The organism is Enterobacter cloacae complex sp. ECL411 (assembly GCF_021869665.1).
Taxonomy (GTDB): domain Bacteria; phylum Pseudomonadota; class Gammaproteobacteria; order Enterobacterales; family Enterobacteriaceae; genus Enterobacter; species Enterobacter intestinihominis.
This window is the reverse complement of sequence record NZ_CP091486.1, coordinates 1,978,910-1,998,207: the sequence shown is the minus strand read 5'-3', so window position 1 is coordinate 1,998,207 and position 19,298 is coordinate 1,978,910. Positions and strand designations below refer to the sequence as shown.

At 54.1% G+C, this 19,298-nt stretch carries 22 protein-coding genes and 2 tRNA genes; 13 read left to right on the top strand and 11 right to left on the bottom strand.

Translation table 11 applies throughout. The features are described from left to right. Positions 1 to 19: 19 nt before the first annotated feature. A complete protein-coding gene (locus tag L3069_RS09630) occupies positions 20 to 916 on the bottom strand; it encodes an aldo/keto reductase family oxidoreductase (protein WP_038415946.1) in 897 nt (298 codons plus the stop codon). Between the two features lie 48 nt (positions 917 to 964). Continuing rightward, on the bottom strand, positions 965 to 1,204 hold the full coding sequence (locus L3069_RS09625) for a DUF1289 domain-containing protein (protein ID WP_023299951.1): 240 nt from the start codon (positions 1,202 to 1,204) through the stop codon (positions 965 to 967). A 148-nt stretch (positions 1,205 to 1,352) separates the two neighbouring features. On the opposite strand from L3069_RS09625, the gene eptA reads away from it, so the two are divergent. The 5 genes from eptA (at position 1,353) to rnt (ending at position 6,033) form a co-directional block, all read left to right on the top strand. Continuing rightward, on the top strand, positions 1,353 to 2,978 hold the full coding sequence (gene eptA / locus L3069_RS09620; RefSeq protein WP_038415945.1) for a phosphoethanolamine transferase EptA: 1,626 nt from the start codon (positions 1,353 to 1,355) through the stop codon (positions 2,976 to 2,978). Positions 2,979 to 3,019: 41 nt separating this feature from the next. Beyond that, positions 3,020 to 3,619, top strand: a complete 600-nt coding sequence (locus L3069_RS09615) for a TetR/AcrR family transcriptional regulator (protein ID WP_022647900.1) — start codon at positions 3,020 to 3,022, stop codon at positions 3,617 to 3,619. A 53-nt stretch (positions 3,620 to 3,672) separates the two neighbouring features. After that, the gene (locus L3069_RS09610) at positions 3,673 to 4,770 is read left to right on the top strand and encodes an alkene reductase (RefSeq protein WP_023299948.1); all 1,098 of its coding nucleotides are present in this window, start codon (positions 3,673 to 3,675) and stop codon (positions 4,768 to 4,770) included. A gap of 99 nt (positions 4,771 to 4,869) precedes the next feature. Next, positions 4,870 to 5,277 (top strand): lactoylglutathione lyase, encoded by a 408-nt coding sequence (gene gloA / locus L3069_RS09605; protein WP_022647898.1) that lies wholly within the window; start codon positions 4,870 to 4,872, stop codon positions 5,275 to 5,277. Between the two features lie 96 nt (positions 5,278 to 5,373). Continuing rightward, on the top strand, positions 5,374 to 6,033 hold the full coding sequence (gene rnt / locus L3069_RS09600) for a ribonuclease T (protein WP_003857625.1): 660 nt from the start codon (positions 5,374 to 5,376) through the stop codon (positions 6,031 to 6,033). A gap of 78 nt (positions 6,034 to 6,111) precedes the next feature. On the opposite strand, the gene grxD is transcribed toward rnt, so the two are convergent. Next, positions 6,112 to 6,459, bottom strand: a complete 348-nt coding sequence (gene grxD, locus L3069_RS09595) for a monothiol glutaredoxin 4 (protein ID WP_003832760.1) — start codon at positions 6,457 to 6,459, stop codon at positions 6,112 to 6,114. Between the two features lie 339 nt (positions 6,460 to 6,798). Here grxD and L3069_RS09590 point away from each other — a divergent pair, with 339 nt between their 5' ends. Both L3069_RS09590 and sodB read left to right on the top strand, forming a co-directional pair. After that, a complete protein-coding gene (locus L3069_RS09590; protein ID WP_038415944.1) occupies positions 6,799 to 7,557 on the top strand; it encodes a C40 family peptidase in 759 nt (252 codons plus the stop codon). A 122-nt stretch (positions 7,558 to 7,679) separates the two neighbouring features. Continuing rightward, on the top strand, positions 7,680 to 8,261 hold the full coding sequence (gene sodB, locus L3069_RS09585) for a superoxide dismutase [Fe] (RefSeq protein ID WP_017693553.1): 582 nt from the start codon (positions 7,680 to 7,682) through the stop codon (positions 8,259 to 8,261). A 37-nt stretch (positions 8,262 to 8,298) separates the two neighbouring features. Here the strand turns inward: sodB and L3069_RS09580 are convergent, their stop codons facing one another. Both L3069_RS09580 and L3069_RS09575 read right to left on the bottom strand, forming a co-directional pair. Further along, a complete protein-coding gene (locus L3069_RS09580) occupies positions 8,299 to 9,465 on the bottom strand; it encodes an MFS transporter (RefSeq protein ID WP_038415943.1) in 1,167 nt (388 codons plus the stop codon). 160 nt (positions 9,466 to 9,625) lie between these two features. Beyond that, positions 9,626 to 9,715 (bottom strand): YnhF family membrane protein, encoded by a 90-nt coding sequence (locus L3069_RS09575; RefSeq protein WP_003857632.1) that lies wholly within the window; start codon positions 9,713 to 9,715, stop codon positions 9,626 to 9,628. A gap of 297 nt (positions 9,716 to 10,012) precedes the next feature. Between L3069_RS09575 and purR the strand changes: the two genes are divergently transcribed. After that, on the top strand, positions 10,013 to 11,038 hold the full coding sequence (gene purR / locus L3069_RS09570; protein ID WP_006809011.1) for an HTH-type transcriptional repressor PurR: 1,026 nt from the start codon (positions 10,013 to 10,015) through the stop codon (positions 11,036 to 11,038). A gap of 17 nt (positions 11,039 to 11,055) precedes the next feature. Here the strand turns inward: purR and punR are convergent, their stop codons facing one another. Then, complete coding sequence (gene punR, locus L3069_RS09565) at positions 11,056 to 11,967, bottom strand: DNA-binding transcriptional activator PunR (protein WP_022647895.1); 912 nt, start codon at positions 11,965 to 11,967, stop codon at positions 11,056 to 11,058. A gap of 112 nt (positions 11,968 to 12,079) precedes the next feature. Here punR and punC point away from each other — a divergent pair, with 112 nt between their 5' ends. Further along, entirely contained in the window at positions 12,080 to 13,279 is a 1,200-nt protein-coding gene (gene punC / locus L3069_RS09560) for a purine nucleoside transporter PunC (RefSeq protein WP_038415942.1), read from the top strand. 298 nt (positions 13,280 to 13,577) lie between these two features. Next, positions 13,578 to 14,726: a cyclopropane fatty acyl phospholipid synthase gene (gene cfa, locus L3069_RS09555; RefSeq protein WP_038415941.1), complete on the top strand. Its 1,149-nt coding sequence runs from the start codon at positions 13,578 to 13,580 to the stop codon at positions 14,724 to 14,726. Between the two features lie 30 nt (positions 14,727 to 14,756). On the opposite strand, the gene L3069_RS09550 is transcribed toward cfa, so the two are convergent. Next, a complete protein-coding gene (locus L3069_RS09550; protein WP_038415940.1) occupies positions 14,757 to 15,398 on the bottom strand; it encodes a riboflavin synthase in 642 nt (213 codons plus the stop codon). A 225-nt stretch (positions 15,399 to 15,623) separates the two neighbouring features. Here L3069_RS09550 and mdtK point away from each other — a divergent pair, with 225 nt between their 5' ends. The 3 genes from mdtK (at position 15,624) to L3069_RS09535 (ending at position 17,308) form a co-directional block, all read left to right on the top strand. Then, on the top strand, positions 15,624 to 16,997 hold the full coding sequence (gene mdtK, locus L3069_RS09545; protein ID WP_032622176.1) for an MdtK family multidrug efflux MATE transporter: 1,374 nt from the start codon (positions 15,624 to 15,626) through the stop codon (positions 16,995 to 16,997). A gap of 153 nt (positions 16,998 to 17,150) precedes the next feature. After that, positions 17,151 to 17,227, top strand: a tRNA-Val gene (locus L3069_RS09540). Between the two features lie 4 nt (positions 17,228 to 17,231). Then, positions 17,232 to 17,308 (top strand) — tRNA-Val (locus L3069_RS09535). A 303-nt stretch (positions 17,309 to 17,611) separates the two neighbouring features. Here L3069_RS09535 and L3069_RS09530 read toward each other — a convergent pair. From L3069_RS09530 to L3069_RS09520, 4 genes are all read right to left on the bottom strand, one after another. Continuing rightward, positions 17,612 to 18,082, bottom strand: coding sequence for an Hsp20 family protein (locus L3069_RS09530; RefSeq protein ID WP_026080712.1), 471 nt, complete (start codon positions 18,080 to 18,082; stop codon positions 17,612 to 17,614). Between the two features lie 172 nt (positions 18,083 to 18,254). Continuing rightward, positions 18,255 to 18,455 (bottom strand): cell surface composition regulator GlgS, encoded by a 201-nt coding sequence (gene glgS / locus L3069_RS09525; protein ID WP_026080713.1) that lies wholly within the window; start codon positions 18,453 to 18,455, stop codon positions 18,255 to 18,257. A 179-nt stretch (positions 18,456 to 18,634) separates the two neighbouring features. Then, positions 18,635 to 18,757 (bottom strand): hypothetical protein, encoded by a 123-nt coding sequence (locus tag L3069_RS27385; protein WP_255409908.1) that lies wholly within the window; start codon positions 18,755 to 18,757, stop codon positions 18,635 to 18,637. A gap of 54 nt (positions 18,758 to 18,811) precedes the next feature. Continuing rightward, positions 18,812 to 19,207: a hypothetical protein gene (locus L3069_RS09520; RefSeq protein WP_071881489.1), complete on the bottom strand. Its 396-nt coding sequence runs from the start codon at positions 19,205 to 19,207 to the stop codon at positions 18,812 to 18,814. Positions 19,208 to 19,298: the final 91 nt, after the last annotated feature.

Below are 19,298 nucleotides of genomic sequence, written 5' to 3'. Positions count from 1 at the left end.
AAGTCAGGTTCAGGCGTGCTCAGGGTACGTCGTAGCCCAGCGCCGCCTTGCGGATGCGGAACCACTGCTGACGCGACATATCCAGCTCTTCAGCCACCAGCGCAGCGCGTACGCGCTCAATTTTGCCGGAGCCGATAATTGGCAGCGGTTTAGACGGCAGGCGCAGGATCCAGGCGTAAACCACCTGCTCGATGCTTTCCGCATTCAGTTCGCGGGCCACGGTTTCAAGCTCGTTACGCAGCGGCTGGAAGGCCTCATCGTTAAACAGGCGACCGCCGCCCAGGCAAGACCAGGCCATCGGACGAATGCGTAACTGTTGCAGCTGATCGAGCGTTCCGTCCAGCAGCAGCGGCTGGTGAACAGGCGAAATCTCCACCTGATTCGTCGCCAGCGTAAACGGCAGGCGAGACTGCAATAGCGCAAACTGTGCCGGGGTGAAGTTAGACACGCCAAAATGACGCACTTTGCCGCTCTGGTGTAGCGTCAGGAACGCTTCCGCAACCTCATCCGCTTCCATCAATGGATCGGGACGGTGGATCAGCAGCAGGTCGATACGATCGGTGGCCAGGTTGACCAGTGACTGCTCGGCGCTTTTAACGATATGCGCGCTGTCAGTGATGTAATGCCCAAGTGCATGCTCCGGTTTTGCTGTGGTGGCAATACCGCATTTGGTCACAATCTCCATACGTTCACGCAGCGCTGGCGCACGCTTCAGCGCTTCGCCAAAAGCGGCCTCGCACTGATAGCCGCCATAAATATCAGCGTGATCGACGGTGGTGATCCCGAGATCGAGATGCTCTTCTATAAAGTCCGCCAGCTGGACCGGAGACATATTCCAGTCCATAAGGCGCCAGTAGCCCATAACGAATCGGGAGAATTCCGGGCCCTGCGGGGCAAGGGTAATACGCTGAACCATAACATTTTCCTCAAGGAAGTCATGTCACCAGTATACGCAATTACCCTGCTAAAACAGTGAAGGTTGCTGAGGTTCTTCGGTTTCAACCGCTTTGTTTGCACGAATTTTGCGCAGCAGACGTTGTCGGCAGAGCCGTAAGACCTCCTGCTTTTGCGCGTCGCTGAAATTTTGCCAGTTAAAACGTTCATCGCGTGTGCGCATGCAGCCACGGCAGTATCCTCGTTCATCAACCTGGCAAATACCCCGGCACGGGCTCTGGACAGGGAAAAATTCCAGTTGCTCTGCCACACCTACCTCCAGAACGTCATTATTCCCTACAGTGAAGACCCTAAATGGCCTGCATGCAAGGAGTGTCCGTCACAAACAGGGCATTAAGGTTTCGCTAATCTTCCCTTCTTATACTCGCCGCATTGATATAACGAATGGTCTGGTCATCATGTGGCTCACTAAAAAGTTACACTGTAACGATACGAAATTTACCCTCGCCTGTGCGCTTTTCTTCACCGTGTTCAATGCGCTGTTTATCCAGCGCAGCTGGTCAATTATCGCACCTGCCCGTCTGCATGACATGCTTTTTGCCGCCAGTGTGCCGCTGGTTCTGTTCTGCGGCTGGGTCATTGTTTTTAGCCTGCTGAATATTCCCTTTATTCGCAAGCCGCTCATGATTGCCCTGACCATAGGATGCGCCGCCGCGACCTGGTTTATGTACACCTATGGCGCGGTTATCGATCAAAACATGATTGTGAACGTGTTTGAGACTAACTCCCAGGAAGCGACAGCCCTGGTAACGCCGCAGCTGATCCTGTGGCTGGCCGTCGCGGGTCTGGTCCCTTCCGTCATCTTAGCCCTGACGCGCATTCGAACCGGAAAATGGTGGTATGCCCTGCTAACACGTTTCGCCGCTATACTGGGTGCGCTGCTGGTGATCATTCTCGTCGCGGCAGTGTTCTATAAAGATTATGCTTCGCTGTTCCGCAATAACAAAAGCATCGTCAAAATGGTCACTCCGGCGAACTACGTGAGCGCCGTTGTGAAGTACAGCAAAATGCGCTGGTTTGCCGGCGACCAGACGCTGGTCCGCATTGGCGAGGATGCCCATAAAGGGGCGCTGATTTCCGGCCAACGTAAGAAAACCGTGCTGGTTCTGGTGGTGGGTGAAGCCTCCCGCGCTGCAAACTATTCGTTAAATGGTTACCCCCGTGAAACCAACCCCGAGCTGAAAAAGCGGGATGTCATCAACTTCCCACAGGCCTCCTCCTGTGGCACGGAAACCGCCGTTTCCGTCCCCTGCATGTTCTCCGGCATGACGCGAAAAAAATATGACGCGGACCTCGCCCATCATCAGGAAGGACTGCTCGATGTGCTTAACCACGCCGGGTTCAACCTGCTGTGGCGTGACAATGACGGCGGGTGTAAAGGTGCCTGTGACCGCGTGCCGCACACGGATATGACCCAGTGGAAACTGGATCAGTTCTGTAAGGACAAATCCTGTATCGACGACGTCAACCTGTACCGCCTGGACAACGTGCTGGACGGAATAAAGCAGGATACCGTACTGGTGATACACCTGATGGGCAGCCACGGTCCGGCTTATTACAACCGTTACCCGGACCGCTTCCGGAAATTCACCCCAACCTGCGATACCAATGAAATTCAGGATTGCGATCATCAGTCGCTGATCAATACCTATGACAACTCGATTCTGTATACCGATAGCGTGCTCAGCCGAACCATCGACGCGCTAAAAGCCCGGAAGGCCAGTATGAACACAGCGCTCATTTACCTCTCCGATCACGGCGAATCGCTGGGCGAAAGCGGAATTTACCTGCACGGTACGCCGTATATGCTGGCCCCGGAGCAGCAAACGCATATTCCGTTTATGTTCTGGCTCTCCCCGGACTATGCGAAAAACTTCGGCGTAAACACGGATTGCCTGCGTAACCATGCTGCAAAAGAGGCAGTTTCACAGGACAATTTGTTTGCCACGGTTCTGGGCATGATGGACGTGAAATCAGTGGTTTATCAGCCGCAGCTGGATATTTTGTCGCAATGTCGTCGCTAAGCGGGCTTGCATTAGACCGAACGGTCTATTAGAGTAAGAGCATGAGCAGACATACAGAACACGATACACGAGAACATTTGCTGGCTACCGGCGAGCGCCTTTGCATGCATCGCGGGTTTACCGGTATGGGGCTGAGTGAGTTATTAAAAACCGCTGAAGTGCCTAAGGGATCGTTTTATCACTATTTTCGATCCAAAGAGGCGTTTGGCGTAGCCATGCTGGAGCGGCACTACGCCAGCTACCATCAGCGTCTGGCAGCCCACTTCGCCAGCGGCGAAGGTGACTACCGGGATCGTGTTCTGAACTACTATCAGGAAACGCTGACGCAGTTCTGTCAGCAGGGCATCATCAGCGGGTGCCTGACGGTAAAACTGTCTGCCGAAGTGTGCGATCTCTCCGAAGATATGCGCACCGCCATGGATAAAGGGGCCAGCGGCGTAATCGCTCTGCTGGCTCAGGCGCTGGAAAAAGGCCGCGATGAAACAACGCTCTCCTTCTCCGGTGATCCGCTCACGCAGGCACAGGTGCTCTATTCCCTCTGGTTAGGCGCCAACCTGCAGGCAAAAATGTCTCGCAGCGCCGTGCCGCTCGAAAGCGCGCTGGCGCATGTGAAAAACTGTATTACCGCGCCTGGCGTGTAGCCGGCGTTTTTATTTACCCTTTTACTAGTCGACTGGTCTACTCAGGAGCCATTATGTCCGCTGAAAAGCTATTTACCCCACTGAAAGTGGGTGCCGTTACTGCCCCAAACCGCGTGTTTATGGCCCCACTTACCCGTCTGCGCAGCATCGAGCCGGGAGATATCCCAACGCCATTGATGGGTGAGTATTACCGTCAGCGCGCCAGCTCGGGCCTGATTATTTCCGAAGCCACGCAGATTTCTGCCCAGGCTAAAGGCTACGCCGGTGCGCCGGGTCTGCACAGCCCGGAACAGATCGCCGCGTGGAAAAAAATCACCGCAGGCGTTCATGCTGAAGATGGCCGTATTGCGGTTCAGCTGTGGCACACCGGTCGTATCTCGCACAGCAGCATCCAGCCTGGCGGTCAGGCGCCCGTTTCTGCCTCTGCCCTGAATGCGAATACCCGCACTTCCCTGCGCGATGAAAACGGTAATGCTATTCGCGTCGACACCACCACGCCACGCGCGCTTGAGCTGGACGAGATCCCGGGTATCGTGAATGATTTCCGTCAGGCCGTCGCCAACGCCCGTGAAGCGGGCTTCGACCTGGTTGAGCTGCACTCTGCGCACGGCTACCTGCTGCACCAGTTCCTGTCACCGTCTTCCAATCAGCGTACCGACCAGTACGGCGGCAGCGTTGAAAACCGCGCGCGTCTGGTGCTTGAAGTGGTAGATGCCGTGTGTAATGAGTGGAGCGCAGATCGCATTGGTATTCGAGTTTCCCCAATTGGTACCTTCCAGAACGTCGACAACGGTCCGAACGAAGAAGCGGATGCGCTGTATCTGATTGAAGAGCTGGCTAAACGCGGTATCGCGTATCTGCACATGTCCGAGCCGGACTGGGCAGGCGGCAAGCCCTACAGCGAAGCCTTCCGCCAGAAAGTTCGCGAGCGCTTCCACGGCGTGATTATCGGGGCGGGCGCTTATACGGCAGAGAAAGCCGAGGATCTGATCGGTAAAGGTCTGATCGACGCCGTGGCCTTTGGCCGTGATTACATTGCTAACCCGGATCTGGTTGCCCGTTTGCAGAAGAAAGCCGAACTGAACCCGCAGCGCCCTGAAAGCTTCTATGGCGGCGGCGCGGAAGGTTATACCGACTACCCTTCACTGTAATCCCGCTTTGTACATTGATAGCGGCGACCTTTCGCCGCTATACTAAAACATCGTTTCTGTTCAAAAAGATAATCCATTCCACTGGTTAATGAGGAAATTATGCGCCTACTTCACACCATGCTGCGCGTTGGCGACCTGCAACGTTCCATCGATTTCTACACTAACGTTCTGGGCATGAAGCTGCTGCGCACCAGCGAAAATCCGGAATATAAATACTCTCTGGCGTTTGTCGGTTACGGCCCGGAATCTGAAGAAGCGGTCATCGAGCTGACCTACAACTGGGGCGTGGACAGCTACGAGCTGGGTACGGCTTACGGCCATATCGCGCTGGAAGTGGATAACGCGGCTGAAGCCTGCGAACGTATCCGCAGCAATGGCGGTAACGTCACCCGTGAAGCCGGTCCGGTTAAAGGCGGCACCACCGTGATTGCGTTTGTTGAAGATCCGGACGGGTATAAAATCGAACTGATCGAAGCTAAAGACGCTGGTCGCGGTCTGGGCAATTGATCCCGCAGGGCGCACTATGCGCCCGTTGTTTTGCTGCATCCCCTCTCAAAATTTGCCATAATGCGCACTGCTTTTTCCCCCTTGTAAGAGACCCTGATGTCCGATAACGCTCAATTTACCGGTCTGTGCGACCGTTTTCGTGGTTTTTATCCCGTTGTCATTGATGTAGAAACAGCCGGATTTAACGCTAAAACCGATGCGCTGCTTGAAATTGCCGCCATCACGCTGAAGATGGATGAACAGGGCTGGCTTGTACCGGACACCACGCTGCATTTCCACGTTGAACCCTTTGAAGGCGCAAACTTACAGCCAGAGGCGCTGGCCTTTAACGGTATCGATCCGACAAACCCGCTGCGCGGGGCGGTAAGCGAATACGAGGCGCTGCACGCCATTTTCAAAATGGTGCGCAAGGGCATGAAAGAGAATGACTGTAGCCGCGCCATCATGGTGGCCCACAACGCTACGTTCGATCACAGCTTCACCATGGCTGCCGCCGAGCGCGCCTCGCTAAAACGTAATCCATTCCATCCGTTTGTGACCTTCGACACCGCCGCGCTGAGCGGCCTGGCGCTGGGGCAAACCGTGCTCTCTAAAGCCTGCATCACGGCGGGTATTGCGTTTGACGGCACTCAGGCGCATTCCGCGTTATACGATACCGAGCGTACGGCGGAGCTGTTCTGTGAGATCGTCAACCGCTGGAAACGTCTGGGTGGCTGGCCGCTGCCGATGGGCGACGAGGCCGATCTTCAATCGTAGACTGGGTAATCAACAGCCCCACAGGACAAAAAAAAGCGACCAACATAATGTGGTCGCTTTTTTATATCCGCAGAAAACTTATTCTGCGTCCGGCTCTTCGGTTTTATACTTCGCCGCAGTCTCTTTGATCAGCTGTTGCAGTTCGCCGCGCTGATACATTTCAATCAGAATATCACAGCCGCCAACCAGTTCACCGTCAACCCACAGCTGTGGGAAGGTCGGCCAGTTTGCGTATTTTGGCAGCTCAGCGCGGATGTCCGGGTTTTGCAGGATATCAACGTAAGCAAAACGCTCACCACAGGCGGACAGCGCCTGAACCGCTTGCGCGGAGAAGCCGCAGCTTGGCAGCTTCGGAGAACCTTTCATGTACAGGAGAATCGGGTTTTCAGCGATCTGGCGCTGAATTTTTTCAATAGTGGTGCTCATGTCTTGCTTCCTTTAACTTCTGTTACGGCATCAGTCTGACATTGTAGCGGGTCAGGCCGACATCGGAAAATAACATTTTTGTCACGTCTCATTATTTTATCCGCTATCGCATAAAGTTGCATTGATAATGATGTTTAAGGCTACGCGCCGTGCGGTTTTGCTTAAGGAGCGAACAAGAGTGCGACAGAATGGTGAATTTTTTTTGCACTTGCTAACGAAACACATTTTTTGAATGAAAAATGCTATTAACTTATTCCGATTTTATGGATTAGAATCGACTGGTTTTGTAAATCTCATGCGGGTATGTATTTTGGCTCGCACTTATCAGGGGACTGCCCAGTGGCGCGGATAACTAAAATCTCGATGACGCTCTGTGCTTTACTGTTTGCCACACTCTCATTTACGCCAGCGGCGAACGCCTCCGAACAGGCGCGGCATTCTGCTGTACAAAAAACGCATCTGGCAAAAACCACAGAACGTAAGAAAAAAACCACCAGCAAAACAGTAAAGAAGAAAACCACCGCTCACACCAAAAAGACCGCCTCCAGTAAAACCAAAACTCTCCGTTCCGGCACGCACAAAACCACTCGCACGACCGCCAGCCTGGTGAATGATAAATGCACCGTGCGCAAAGGCCATAAAACGAAATGCGCAAAAGTGACGAAGCTGGCTGACGTGCATAAAGCGCGTATGCAGAAAGCGCAAAAAACGGCGATGAATAAACTGATGGGGCAAATAGGTAAACCATATCGCTGGGGTGGCACCTCTCCGCGCACCGGTTTTGATTGTAGTGGGCTGGTTTATTATGCCTATAAAGATCTGGTGAAGTTTCGCATTCCACGCACCGCCAATGAGATGTACCATCTGCGCGACGCCGCGCCTGTAAACCGTGGCGAACTGCAAAATGGCGACCTGGTGTTCTTCCGCACCCAGGGACGCGGCACGGCCGATCACGTTGGGGTGTATGTGGGTAACGGTAAATTTATCCAGTCACCGCGCAGCGGTCAGGACATTCAGATCACCTCCCTCAGTGAAGATTACTGGGTGCGCCACTATGTGGGTGCGCGCCGAGTGATGACGCCAAAAACCATTCGCTAGACCCTGCCCTGCCGCCTCCGTGGCGGGGTAAGTTCCTCTTTTGCATACCCTTTCAATTTGCTATTCTGTCCTTGTTGTCTGTAGGGTTATTGGCAACGTATAAAACTATAAGGAGAGTAGCAATGTCGTTCGAATTACCTGCACTACCGTATGCAAAAGACGCCCTGGCTCCGCACATTTCTGCGGAAACCCTGGAGTACCATTACGGCAAGCATCACCAGACCTATGTCACCAACCTGAATAACCTGATCAAGGGCACCGATTTTGAAGGCAAAACGCTGGAAGAGATTGTGCGCAGTTCAGACGGTGGCGTATTCAACAACGCCGCCCAGGTGTGGAACCACACCTTCTACTGGCACTGCCTGGCTCCAAATGCAGGCGGAGAACCTACCGGTGAGCTGGCCGCAGCGATTAACGCCGCGTTCGGCAGTTTCGCGGATTTCAAAGCGAAATTTACTGACGCAGCCGTTAAAAACTTTGGCTCCGGCTGGACCTGGCTGGTAAAAGAGGCTGATGGCAAACTGGCTATCGTTTCCACTTCTAATGCGGGTACCCCTCTGACCACCAGCGCAACGCCGCTGATGACCGTGGACGTATGGGAACACGCCTATTACATTGATTACCGTAATGCGCGCCCGAACTACCTGGAACATTTCTGGGCACTGGTTAACTGGGAATTTGTTGCGAAGAACTTCGCCGCATAAGGGACACGCAGAAGGGGCAACCCTTCTGCGTTTTTATTTATTCCGCCGTACACACCGCTTCTGGCTGTTTACGCCCGGACATCAACACCAGCAGCAAGCCGAGTGCGGCGATGATCGCCCCCATCACCGGCACAAAGCTGTAACCTAAACCACCGGAAATCACCGCCCCGCCCGCTGCGGCTCCCAGCGCATTTCCCAGGTTAAACGCACCGATATTCACGGATGATGAGAGCCCCGGCGCCTCATGCGCAACACGCATCACGCGCATCTGCAACGGCGGCACCACGGCAAAGGTTGCGGCGCCCCACACCACCATGGCAACCGCGGCGCCCACTTCGTTACGCGCCAGCCACGGGATCGCCACCATGATGACAATCAGCAGCGTTAAAAAACCTTTCAGCGTCCCGCTGACGGAGCGGTCGGCAAATTTCCCGCCGAGATAGTTGCCAATCGAGAACCCGACACCAATCAGCACCAGCATCGCGGTAACAAAGAGTGGCGTTACGTGGGTTATGTCGTGCAGCACCGGGGAGATATAGGTGTAGAGCGTAAACATCGCCCCTGCCCCCAGCACCGTGGTGAGCAGCGCGGACAACACCTGAGGACGCATCAGCACCGCCAGCTCTTTACGTACTTCCGGACGTTCTCCCGCACTTCCTTTCGGCAGCGAGAAGAACAGCGCGACCATCGCGACCACGCCCAGTCCGGCGGTTGCGAGGAAAGACATACGCCAGCCGATGGCTTCTCCGAGCCAGGTGGCAGCGGGAACGCCGCCGATATTAGCGATAGTGAGGCCCATAAACATAGTGGCTACCGCGCTGGCCTGCTTATGTTTTGGCACTACGCTTGCGGCAACAACCGAGCCCAGCCCGAAGAAAGCGCCGTGGTTCAGGCTGGTCAGAATACGGGAAAGCATCAGCGTGGTGTAATCCGGCGAAATCGCGGAAAGCACATTTCCGAGAGTAAAAATTGCCATCAGGAAAATCAGCGCATTGCGTCGCGCGCGGTGCGAAAGCAGCAGCGTCATCAGCGGTGCGCCCACCATCACGCCGATCGCATAGGCGCTAATCAACATACCGGCCGCAGGGATAGAGACGTCCACACCCCGGGCGATAACAGGCAATAACCCCATCGGGGAGAATTCAGTGGTGCCAATCCCAAAGGCGCCAATCGCCAGGGCCAGCAGGGGAAAATTGATTTTCATGAAAAGACTCCGGATACCGTGCCGTTACCCGGCACAGACTAAGAAGGCAAAAGCATGACATCAATCACAAAAAATGAGAAGTTAACATTTTGGCAAAAGATTTTTGCCGGAGAGGTAACAATAGCGGCAAGGGAGGGAGAAGACTCTCCCTCCACCTAAATCAGTGCAGCGCAGCGGTTAAACCACCCGCAACAATCAGGGCAAGAACAACAATGGTGGTAAACAGCGAAAACTTCAGATCGGTACTCATCAATTTTTCTCCTTTTATTCACCCTACGAAAAGTGAGCTTGCTCATTTTTACACAGTTCAGGTCAAAAATCTTCCAGGATTTAAACGGATATCCACTTTACCTCTTCCCCTTTTCATCAAGATAGGACAAAATTCCACGCTAAATTTATTAGCGTACCGGCCACTGACCCCCTCCTGACGTCCTGTGTCGTTTTCCCGGCGTGTCGCAACTCATGTTTGCGTAATAAGGGTGAGAGAAGGCAAACGTTTACCTTCATTTTTTTCAGGAGCTTAGGATATGGTCTGGAGTGACATTTAATGGCAACAATTAAAGACGTAGCAAAACGCGCAAACGTTTCCACTACAACCGTATCACATGTTATTAACAAAACGCGTTTCGTCGCAGAAGAGACGCGTAATGCCGTTTGGGCGGCAATCAAAGAACTGCACTACTCGCCAAGTGCGGTCGCCCGTAGCCTGAAGGTTAATCACACCAAATCGATTGGCCTGCTGGCCACCAGCAGTGAAGCGGCTTACTTTGCTGAAATCATCGAAGCCGTTGAAAAAAACTGCTTTCAGAAAGGCTATACCCTGATTCTGGGCAACGCGTGGAACAACATTGAAAAACAGCGCGCTTACCTGTCGATGATGGCGCAAAAACGCGTCGACGGCCTGCTGGTCATGTGTTCTGAATACCCTGAGTCGGTGCTTTCCATGCTGGAAGAGTATCGCCACATTCCGATGGTAGTGATGGACTGGGGCGAGGCGCGCGCAGACTTCACCGACTCTGTTATTGATAACGCCTTTGAAGGCGGCTACATGGCCGGGCGTTATCTGGTAGAACGCGGGCATCGTGAAATTGGCGTGATCCCGGGCCCGCTGGAGCGTAACACCGGTGCTGGCCGTCTGGCCGGTTTCATGAAAGCGATGGAAGAGGCGCTGATTACCGTGCCGGAAAACTGGATTGTCCAGGGCGATTTCGAGCCGGAGTCGGGCTATCGCGCTATGCAGCAGATCGTCTCCCAGCCGCATCGCCCTACCGCTGTATTCTGCGGCGGCGATATCATGGCAATGGGCGCGCTCTGCGCGGCGGATGAACTCGGCCTGCGCGTTCCGCAGGACATCTCGGTGATCGGCTATGATAACGTTCGCAACGCCCGTTTCTTTACCCCGGCGCTGACCACCATTCACCAGCCGAAAGATTCGCTGGGTGAAACGGCCTTCAATATGCTGATGGACAGGATCGTCAACAAGCGAGAACAGTCCCAGTCCATTGAAGTCCACCCGCGCCTGATTGAACGCCGTTCCGTTGCCGACGGTCCGTTCCGCGACTACCGACGTTAATCTCTTTACGGGGCCAGCTACGCTGGTCCCCGCAACCACTCCCGGTTCAGCGTTTCGCTGTCTCCCAGATAATCCAGCAGCCAGGCCATGGCGGGCGAGACGTCGTTTTGCTGCCACGTCAGACAGCATGCAGCATCCGGGAAAGGGTTTTCCAGCGTCAGAGCCACCCACTCTCCCGCGTCGATGCGCGGGCGCGCAAAATGCACCGGCACCATGCCAACGCACAGCCCCGCGCTCAGACAGGTGGCTGACGACTCCCAGTCCGGCGCAACCACGCGGCGCTGATTATCCAGCAGCCAGGTAATGCGCTTGGGCAGCGAGCGGGAGGTATCTTCCAGCACCAGCGAGGGCCAGTTGCGTAAGGTGTCATCACTCAGCGGCCCGTCCAGCGCCGCCAGCGGGTGATCGCGCGCGACCACGCAGGTCCAGCTCAGCATGCCCATGTCGCGAAACGCGTAGCGCCCGCCAACCGGGATCGCCTGGGTTGCACCAATCGCCATCTCCGCCCTGCCGTCCGCCAGCGCATCCCATACGCCGTTGAACACTTCCTGCGACACACGCAGTTCGACGTCGGAAAAATGACGATAGAAATCGACGATCATCTGCCGGGTCCGCTCCGGCTTAACGATGTTATCCACCGCGATAGCGAGATGTCCGCGCCAGCCGTTGGCGATCTGCTGGCACTGCTCACGGGTGATCTGCATTTTTTTGATAACAGACCGACCTTCCTTCAAAAACCACGCGCCGGCAGGCGTGAGCTCCACGTCGCGATGACGCCGCTCGAACAGCGGGACCGCAAGCCACGCCTCCAGCTGGCGCACCGTATAGCTGATAGCCGAGGGAACGCGGTGCAACTCCTGGGCGGCACCGGTAAAGCTGCCGTTACGCGCCACGGCATCAACCACTTCAAGGGAATAATCTGACCACATCTTTAGCCTGCAAATTTTTTGAATGCACCCACCAAATATTAGCGTTTCACAAGCCGCTTTGCACTCCCTACACTCTGCGCCAACGTACACCTGCCTCCTAAGGAGAAAAAAAGTGCAACCCAGGAAAGGATTTTTAGTCTGGCTCGGCGGCTTAAGCGTGCTGGGCTTTTTGGCGACCGATATGTATCTGCCCGCATTCGCCGCGATGCAGGAAGATTTGCAAACCCCTGCCGCCGCCATCAGCGCCAGTTTGAGTTTGTTCCTCGCCGGCTTTGCTTTTGCGCAACTGCTCTGGGGGCCGCTCTCTGATCGTTTTGGCCGTAAGCCCGTCCTGTTGCTGGGACTGGCGATTTTTGCCGTAGGCTGTCTGGGCATGCTGTGGGTCCGCGATGCCGCCTGGTTACTGGTGTTGCGCTTTATTCAGGCGGTCGGCGTCTGTGCCGCAGCGGTCACCTGGCAGGCGCTGGTGACCGATTACTACCCCGCCTCACGCACTAACCGCATTTTCGCCACCATCATGCCGCTGGTCGGCCTGTCTCCGGCGCTCGCTCCGCTGCTGGGCAGCTGGATCCTGGCGCATTTCGACTGGCAGGCCATTTTCGCCACGCTCTTTGCGATCACGCTGGTCCTGATGCTGCCCGCGTTCGGGCTTAAACCTGCGCATAAAAAAGAGACGCATCCGGACGCGAAGCCCATCACCTTTACCTCTTTACTGCGGTCGAAAGCCTATCGCGGTAACGTGCTGATTTATGCCGCCTGCTCTGCCAGCTTCTTTGCCTGGCTGACCGGTTCGCCGTTCATTTTGCATGACATGGGCTACAGCCCGGCGGCTATCGGCCTGAGCTATGTACCACAGACCATCGCCTTCCTGGTGGGTGGCTATGGCTGTCGCGCCGCGCTGCAAAAATGGGAAGGCCAGCAGATGCTGCCCTGGCTGCTGGTGCTGTATGCGCTAAGCGTGATTGCGACTTGGGCTGTCGGCTTTATTCCCGGCGCCGGGCTTGCAGAAATTTTGATTCCGTTCTGCGTCATGGCGATCGCTAACGGGGCCATCTACCCTATCGTTGTAGCCCAGGCGCTGCGTCCATTCCCGCAGGCGACAGGCCGCGCTGCCGCGCTGCAAAATACCCTGCAACTTGGCCTGTGCTTCCTGGCAAGTCTCGTGGTCTCTGCGTTGATTGCAACCCCGCTGCTCACCACCACCAGCGTGATGCTGGTCACCGTTGTGCTGGCAGGATTGGGTTATCGCATGCAGTCCTCCGCCCATCGCGAGCAGAGTGAAAACGCGCACACAGAAACGTCGCACGCCTGATTACGCGGGAAACTATGTTAAAAACCAGTGATTAGGTTGCTAACAATTTTCTGTTGAATCACCAAATTTTGCGGCCTATACTGAATTTGGTTCGATTAAATACGATAAATATTAAGTGTTAACGGGAGCCGGAGCGCTCCCGTTTTACCATGGAAGGCATTTCGGCAAGGGTTATCTCCCTTCCTCTGTTCTACGTCGGATATTAGCCTCGCGGGCATTTACCGTGAGATTTCTCACAAACCAAAAAAGCGTCTACGCTGTTTTAAGGTTCTGATCACAGCAAGGTGATGGAGAAGCTATGAGTTCATCGTGTATAGAAGAAGTCAGCGTTCCGGACGATAACTGGTCCCGGATCGTCAGTGAACTGTTGGGACGTGCGGGCATTACGATTAATGGCTCATCCCCCTCCGACCCCCAGATTAAACATCCCGATTTTTTCAAACGCGTGTTACAGGAGGGATCGTTAGGGCTGGGTGAAAGCTATATGGACGGCTGGTGGGAGTGTGAGCGGCTGGATATGTTCTTCTCCAGCGTTTTACGCGCCGGTCTTGAAAATCAGCTCCCTCGTCATTTCAAAGATACGTTACGTATCGCCTCCGCCCGCCTGTTCAATCTGCAAAGTAAAAAGCGCGCGTGGATCGTCGGTAAAGAGCATTATGACCTGGGCAACGATCTTTTCAGCCGTATGCTTGACCCGTTAATGCAGTACTCCTGCGGATACTGGAAAAAAGCGACAACCCTGGAAGAGGCGCAGCAGGATAAGCTACAGCTGATTTGCGATAAGTTGCAGTTGCAGCCCGGCATGCGCGTGCTGGACATCGGCTGTGGTTGGGGCGGCCTTGCCTGGTTTATGGCGAAACATTACGGTGTCAGCGTAGTCGGCGTCACGATTTCATCTGAACAGCAGAAGATGGCACAGGAACGGTGTCTGGGTCTGGATGTCGATATTCGGCTTCAGGATTACCGCGACCTGAATGAGCAGTTTGATCGGATTGTTTCCGTGGGTATGTTCGAGCACGTGGGGCCAAAGAACTACAAGACTTATTTCGACGTCGCCGACCATAACCTGAAGCCTGATGGAATTTTCCTGCTACACACCATCGGCTCTAAACGCACCGATAACAATGTGGATCCCTGGATCAACAAATATATCTTCCCGAATGGTTGTTTACCCTCTGTTCGCCAGATTGCGAACGCCAGCGAACCGCATTTTATTGTGGAAGACTGGCATAACTTCGGCGCAGATTACGACACCACGCTGATGGCCTGGCATGAACGTTTCCAGGCTGCATGGCCTGAAATCGCCGACAACTATTCGGAACGATTCAAACGGATGTTTAGCTATTATCTGAATGCCTGCGCGGGTGCGTTCCGCGCGCGGGATATACAGCTGTGGCAGGTGGTGTTTAGTCGTGGGATTGAGCACGGCCTGCGCGTGGCCCGCTGAAAAATAACCCCGGTTACCCGGGGTTATTTTTTATTCTTCTTCCACGGCCTTTATTATCGCCGCCTCTTTCGCCGCCAGCACGCGCTCAACGGTATCCACGACCGCCTGGGTCTGCGGATCAATTTCGATATTTACGCGCTGCCCCAGTTTTTTTGCGCCAAGCGTAGTACGTTGCAGCGTTTCAGGAATTAAATGCACGCAAAAACGCGTTGGCGTCACTTCACCGACGGTCAGACTAATCCCATCGATGCCAATAAATCCTTTATAAAGGATGTATTTCATTAATGACGGATCCTGCACCTTAAACCAGATTTGACGGTTATTTTCCGAGGTCACGATTTTCGCCACTTCTGCGGTGGTCATAATATGGCCCGACATCAGATGCCCGCCAATCTCATCGCAGAATTTCGCCGCACGTTCAACGTTGACGGTATCCCCCACCACCAGCTCACCCAGGTTAGTGATGCGCAGCGTCTCTTTCATTAAATCAAAGCTTATCTGGTTACCGTTAATTTCGGTCACCGTCAGGCAGCAGCCGTTATGCGCTATCGACGCCCCGGTTTCAATGCCGTCGAGCATATATTCAGGCAGCTCAACTACGTGAGTGCGGAAATTCGGTTTTTCATCAATGGACACCACTTTGGCAGTGCCCTGCACAATACCAGTAAACATGCTTACAGCTCCTGTTCATTCCGAACGGCGATGACACCGTATAATCCCACCACAATAACAGTTGAAAAAACAGGTTGCCAGTGATGCGCAATTTCTGGCGATTTTTTCACTAGATAATTAGTTAAACCCCGCTACAATAGCTGGCATCCCTCTGTTTTTTCTTCTTGCTGCCAGTAACGGCGGCCTTTTTAGTCTCTCAAATAACTACAATACAAAGGTGTTCACGTGCAGAAGTATATGATCGAAGCGCGTCAGTTATTGGCACTGGCCATACCGGTGATCGTCGCGCAGGTAGCCCAAACCGCAATGGGATTTGTGGATACGGTAATGGCCGGTGGTTACAGCGCCACCGATATGGCCGCCGTGGCGATCGGAACCTCAATCTGGCTCCCGGCCATTCTGTTTGGTCACGGCCTGCTGCTGGCGCTGACGCCCGTTATCGCGCAGCTTAACGGCTCCGGTCGACGCGACCGCGTAGCCCATCAGGTGCGCCAGGGCTTCTGGCTGGCCGGGGGTGTCTCCGTCCTGATTATGATCGTCCTGTGGAACGCCGGGTATATTATTCGCGCCATGCATAATATCGACCCGGCGCTGGCAGATAAAGCAGTCGGTTATCTGCGCGCCTTGCTCTGGGGCGCGCCCGGTTATCTCTTCTTCCAGGTGGCTCGTAACCAGTGTGAAGGGCTGGCAAAAACCAAGCCGGGCATGGTGATGGGCTTTATCGGCTTGCTGGTGAACATTCCCGTGAACTACATCTTCATCTACGGTCATTTTGGCATGCCGGAACTCGGCGGCGTGGGCTGTGGCGTGGCGACGGCTGCGGTGTACTGGGTGATGTTCGGCTGTATGCTCACCTACGTTAAACATGCGCGATCCATGCGCGACATTCGTAACGACACCGCCTTTAGCACGCCTGACTGGTCGATGATGAGCCGCCTTACCCAACTGGGTCTGCCCATTGCGCTGGCGCTGTTCTTTGAAGTGACGCTGTTTGCCGTTGTCGCCCTGCTGGTCTCGCCGTTAGGGATTATTGACGTGGCAGGCCACCAGATCGCCCTGAACTTCAGCTCTTTGATGTTCGTCCTGCCGATGTCCCTGGCTGCTGCGGTGACGATTCGCGTGGGCTTCCGTCTGGGGCAAGGTTCGACGCTGGATGCGCAAACGGCAGCCCGCACCGGGCTGGGCGTCGGCGTCTGCATGGCAGTCTGTACCGCGCTCTTTACCGTGCTGTTGCGTGAGCAAATTGCCCTGCTCTATAACGACAACCCGGAAGTAGTGACCCTGGCCTCGCATTTGATGCTGCTGGCGGCCATTTACCAGATCTCTGACTCCATCCAGGTAATTGGCAGCGGCGTGCTGCGTGGGTATAAAGATACGCGTTCCATCTTCTTTATCACCTTTATCGCTTACTGGGTTCTGGGCCTGCCGAGTGGGTATATTCTGGCGCTCACGGATCTGGTGGTGGATCGCATGGGGCCAGCCGGATTCTGGATGGGCTTTATCATCGGCTTAACGTCTGCAGCCATTATGATGATGCTGCGCATGCGCTTCCTGCAACGTCAGTCGTCTGCGGTAATTTTGCAACGCGCTGCGCGTTAATGACTCAGTAGCCGCCGGCTGGCGGCTACTTTCTCTTCACTTTGCGCGGTAATGAAGCAATCGCGTGAAATCAGAGAGAAAAATGCATTTTCCCTCTTGCCACCTTGGGGCTGTGCCGCTAATATTCGTCCCCGTTGTCACCGACAACACAATGCGTTCATAGCTCAGTTGGTTAGAGCACCACCTTGACATGGTGGGGGTCGTTGGTTCGAGTCCAATTGAACGCACCATTATGCGTCTGTAGCTCAGTTGGTTAGAGCACCACCTTGACATGGTGGGGGTCGATGGTTCGAGTCCATTCAGACGCACCAATCAGTTTCCTCGCACATTTCATTCCCGTTCAGCCTCGTGCAGGGGCAGCAAACTCTTTAAGCACATCGAAATTAACCTCCAGCCCGCGCGTGCCGGGAAAAGCGGAATGGCATAAGACATTTTTTATCCGTCCAGTCAAAGCATTGACGACTTCAAAAAATGGAGCTGGAGGCGGTCCTGGTGCAGCAGCAAGAAACCGTTACAGCATTCGCGACTTAAATAGCGAGTAGCCAGAAAAGCGCCCCATCAGGTTAGCAAAACGCCCGGCGTTTGCCGGGCGTGAAAACAACATCAGTCAACGATTACGGCTTATGTTCAATCGCCGGGTTGTTATTGATGGCGATTCGCTGCGGTTTCTCTTCTTCCGGAATATCCTGGTGTAATTCAATCGCCAGCAAGCCGTTTTCCAGCGAAGCGCCGGTTACTTTCACATGTTCCGGCAGACTATAGCTGGCCCGGAAGTCGCTGCGGCTGATACCCCGATGGATCCACCCTTCTTCGCCGTTTTCGGTTTTCTCCTCTTCACGTTTACCGCTGATATTCAGCTGACCGCCAACGGTTTCAATTTCCAGTTCGCTCTCTTTCCAGCCCGGCACGCTGAGCGTCAGTTCATAGCGGTTATCACCCACCCGCCGGATATTGTAAGAAGGCGTGGAGGGCAACGGCGTACTGCCGGTTAGCTGGCTAAAAAGGCGATCGATACGGTTAAAACGGTCCGCAAACAGAGAGTCGGAGAGATCGTTCAACATGGGAAAAGCTCTTAGAGTCATCATGTACCTCCTGAACAGTAAAAAAGAATATTCAAAAAGTTCATGTCTTACGGGCAGGTATTCCTTACCCGCTTTCTATATGAGGTTACCGCACAATATTTCAACCTCAGGAGCCTGCAAAATGTAGCTGGAACCTAAAAAACGCAACGGGCCGTTAAGCCCGTTGTTAGTTACATCATCGCAGTTCTATTACTCTCGCCCGCTCAGCCTGCTTTCGGTAGTGGTCGTATCGCTCCCGGAACCATGCCTGCTGTTCATTACTCATATTGCCGGTCACGGCATCGATATCAACTGGCTGGCCCAGGGCGTACATACGGGCAAAACTGCGTGCCAGAAAATCAAAATTCTTTAATGCGTTTATATCTTGTCGCTTCATTAGCATATCCCTCCAGTCATTGTGATTCCTGTTCAAGGTCATATGCTTTTCTGATCTCAGTATCCGCCTGAAAAAGATCGTTTTTTGAGCGATGTGTGCGCATCACTCTGCCAGTGTTCACATTTCAGGAACGACCAAACTCTTCAGCCCTGGTCATGATTTTCCCTCCCTTTTATCACTCACGCAGAAAACATAAACGCCAGCCATGCAGTAAGTTCGCCATGTAGCCGGAAGGTGCGAACGGCGTGCTTTAATGCCAGAAGCTGTAACAGGTCGCCCAGCGCGTTCAGGTGGGTTTCCACCTGAACGCGTCTTATCAGTTCGAATAACAGACAAAGAACGTTTACACTGGCGGATTAATACTGATTTCCTGAACAAATGGGTAAATGGGTGAATCCGGGCTTGTTGGCCATATAGAGAGGGGCGCATGTAGGTTGCCGCGGTTGTGTATCGAACTGCGCATTGTTATCTACAACACGCTGCTCCTGGCCTTGCACGGCTATTCTTTTTTTCGTCTGCGCTTTCCTGGCGGAGGGGGAGGGTTTTACCTGTCGCGGCAGTTCGGAGGCACCATAACCTGAACAGAATCGCTTCGACTGACTCAGACTTCCGTCATTGCAGACAAAACGGCCATCCGATGTACAGTGTGCTATGCCACCTTTTGAGCCAGAGCAGGGCTGTCTTCCACGGGCGGCATCAGCCTGCATGTTAAAAAGTACACTTACCGTAAGAAGGAAAATTTTCATTTTCATATCTGTATCCATGATTGACGTCATCATACTCAGGGTATATCCCCTCGGCCATTGACCTTTTTGCCAGATAAAATGTAATGATTCACGGCTA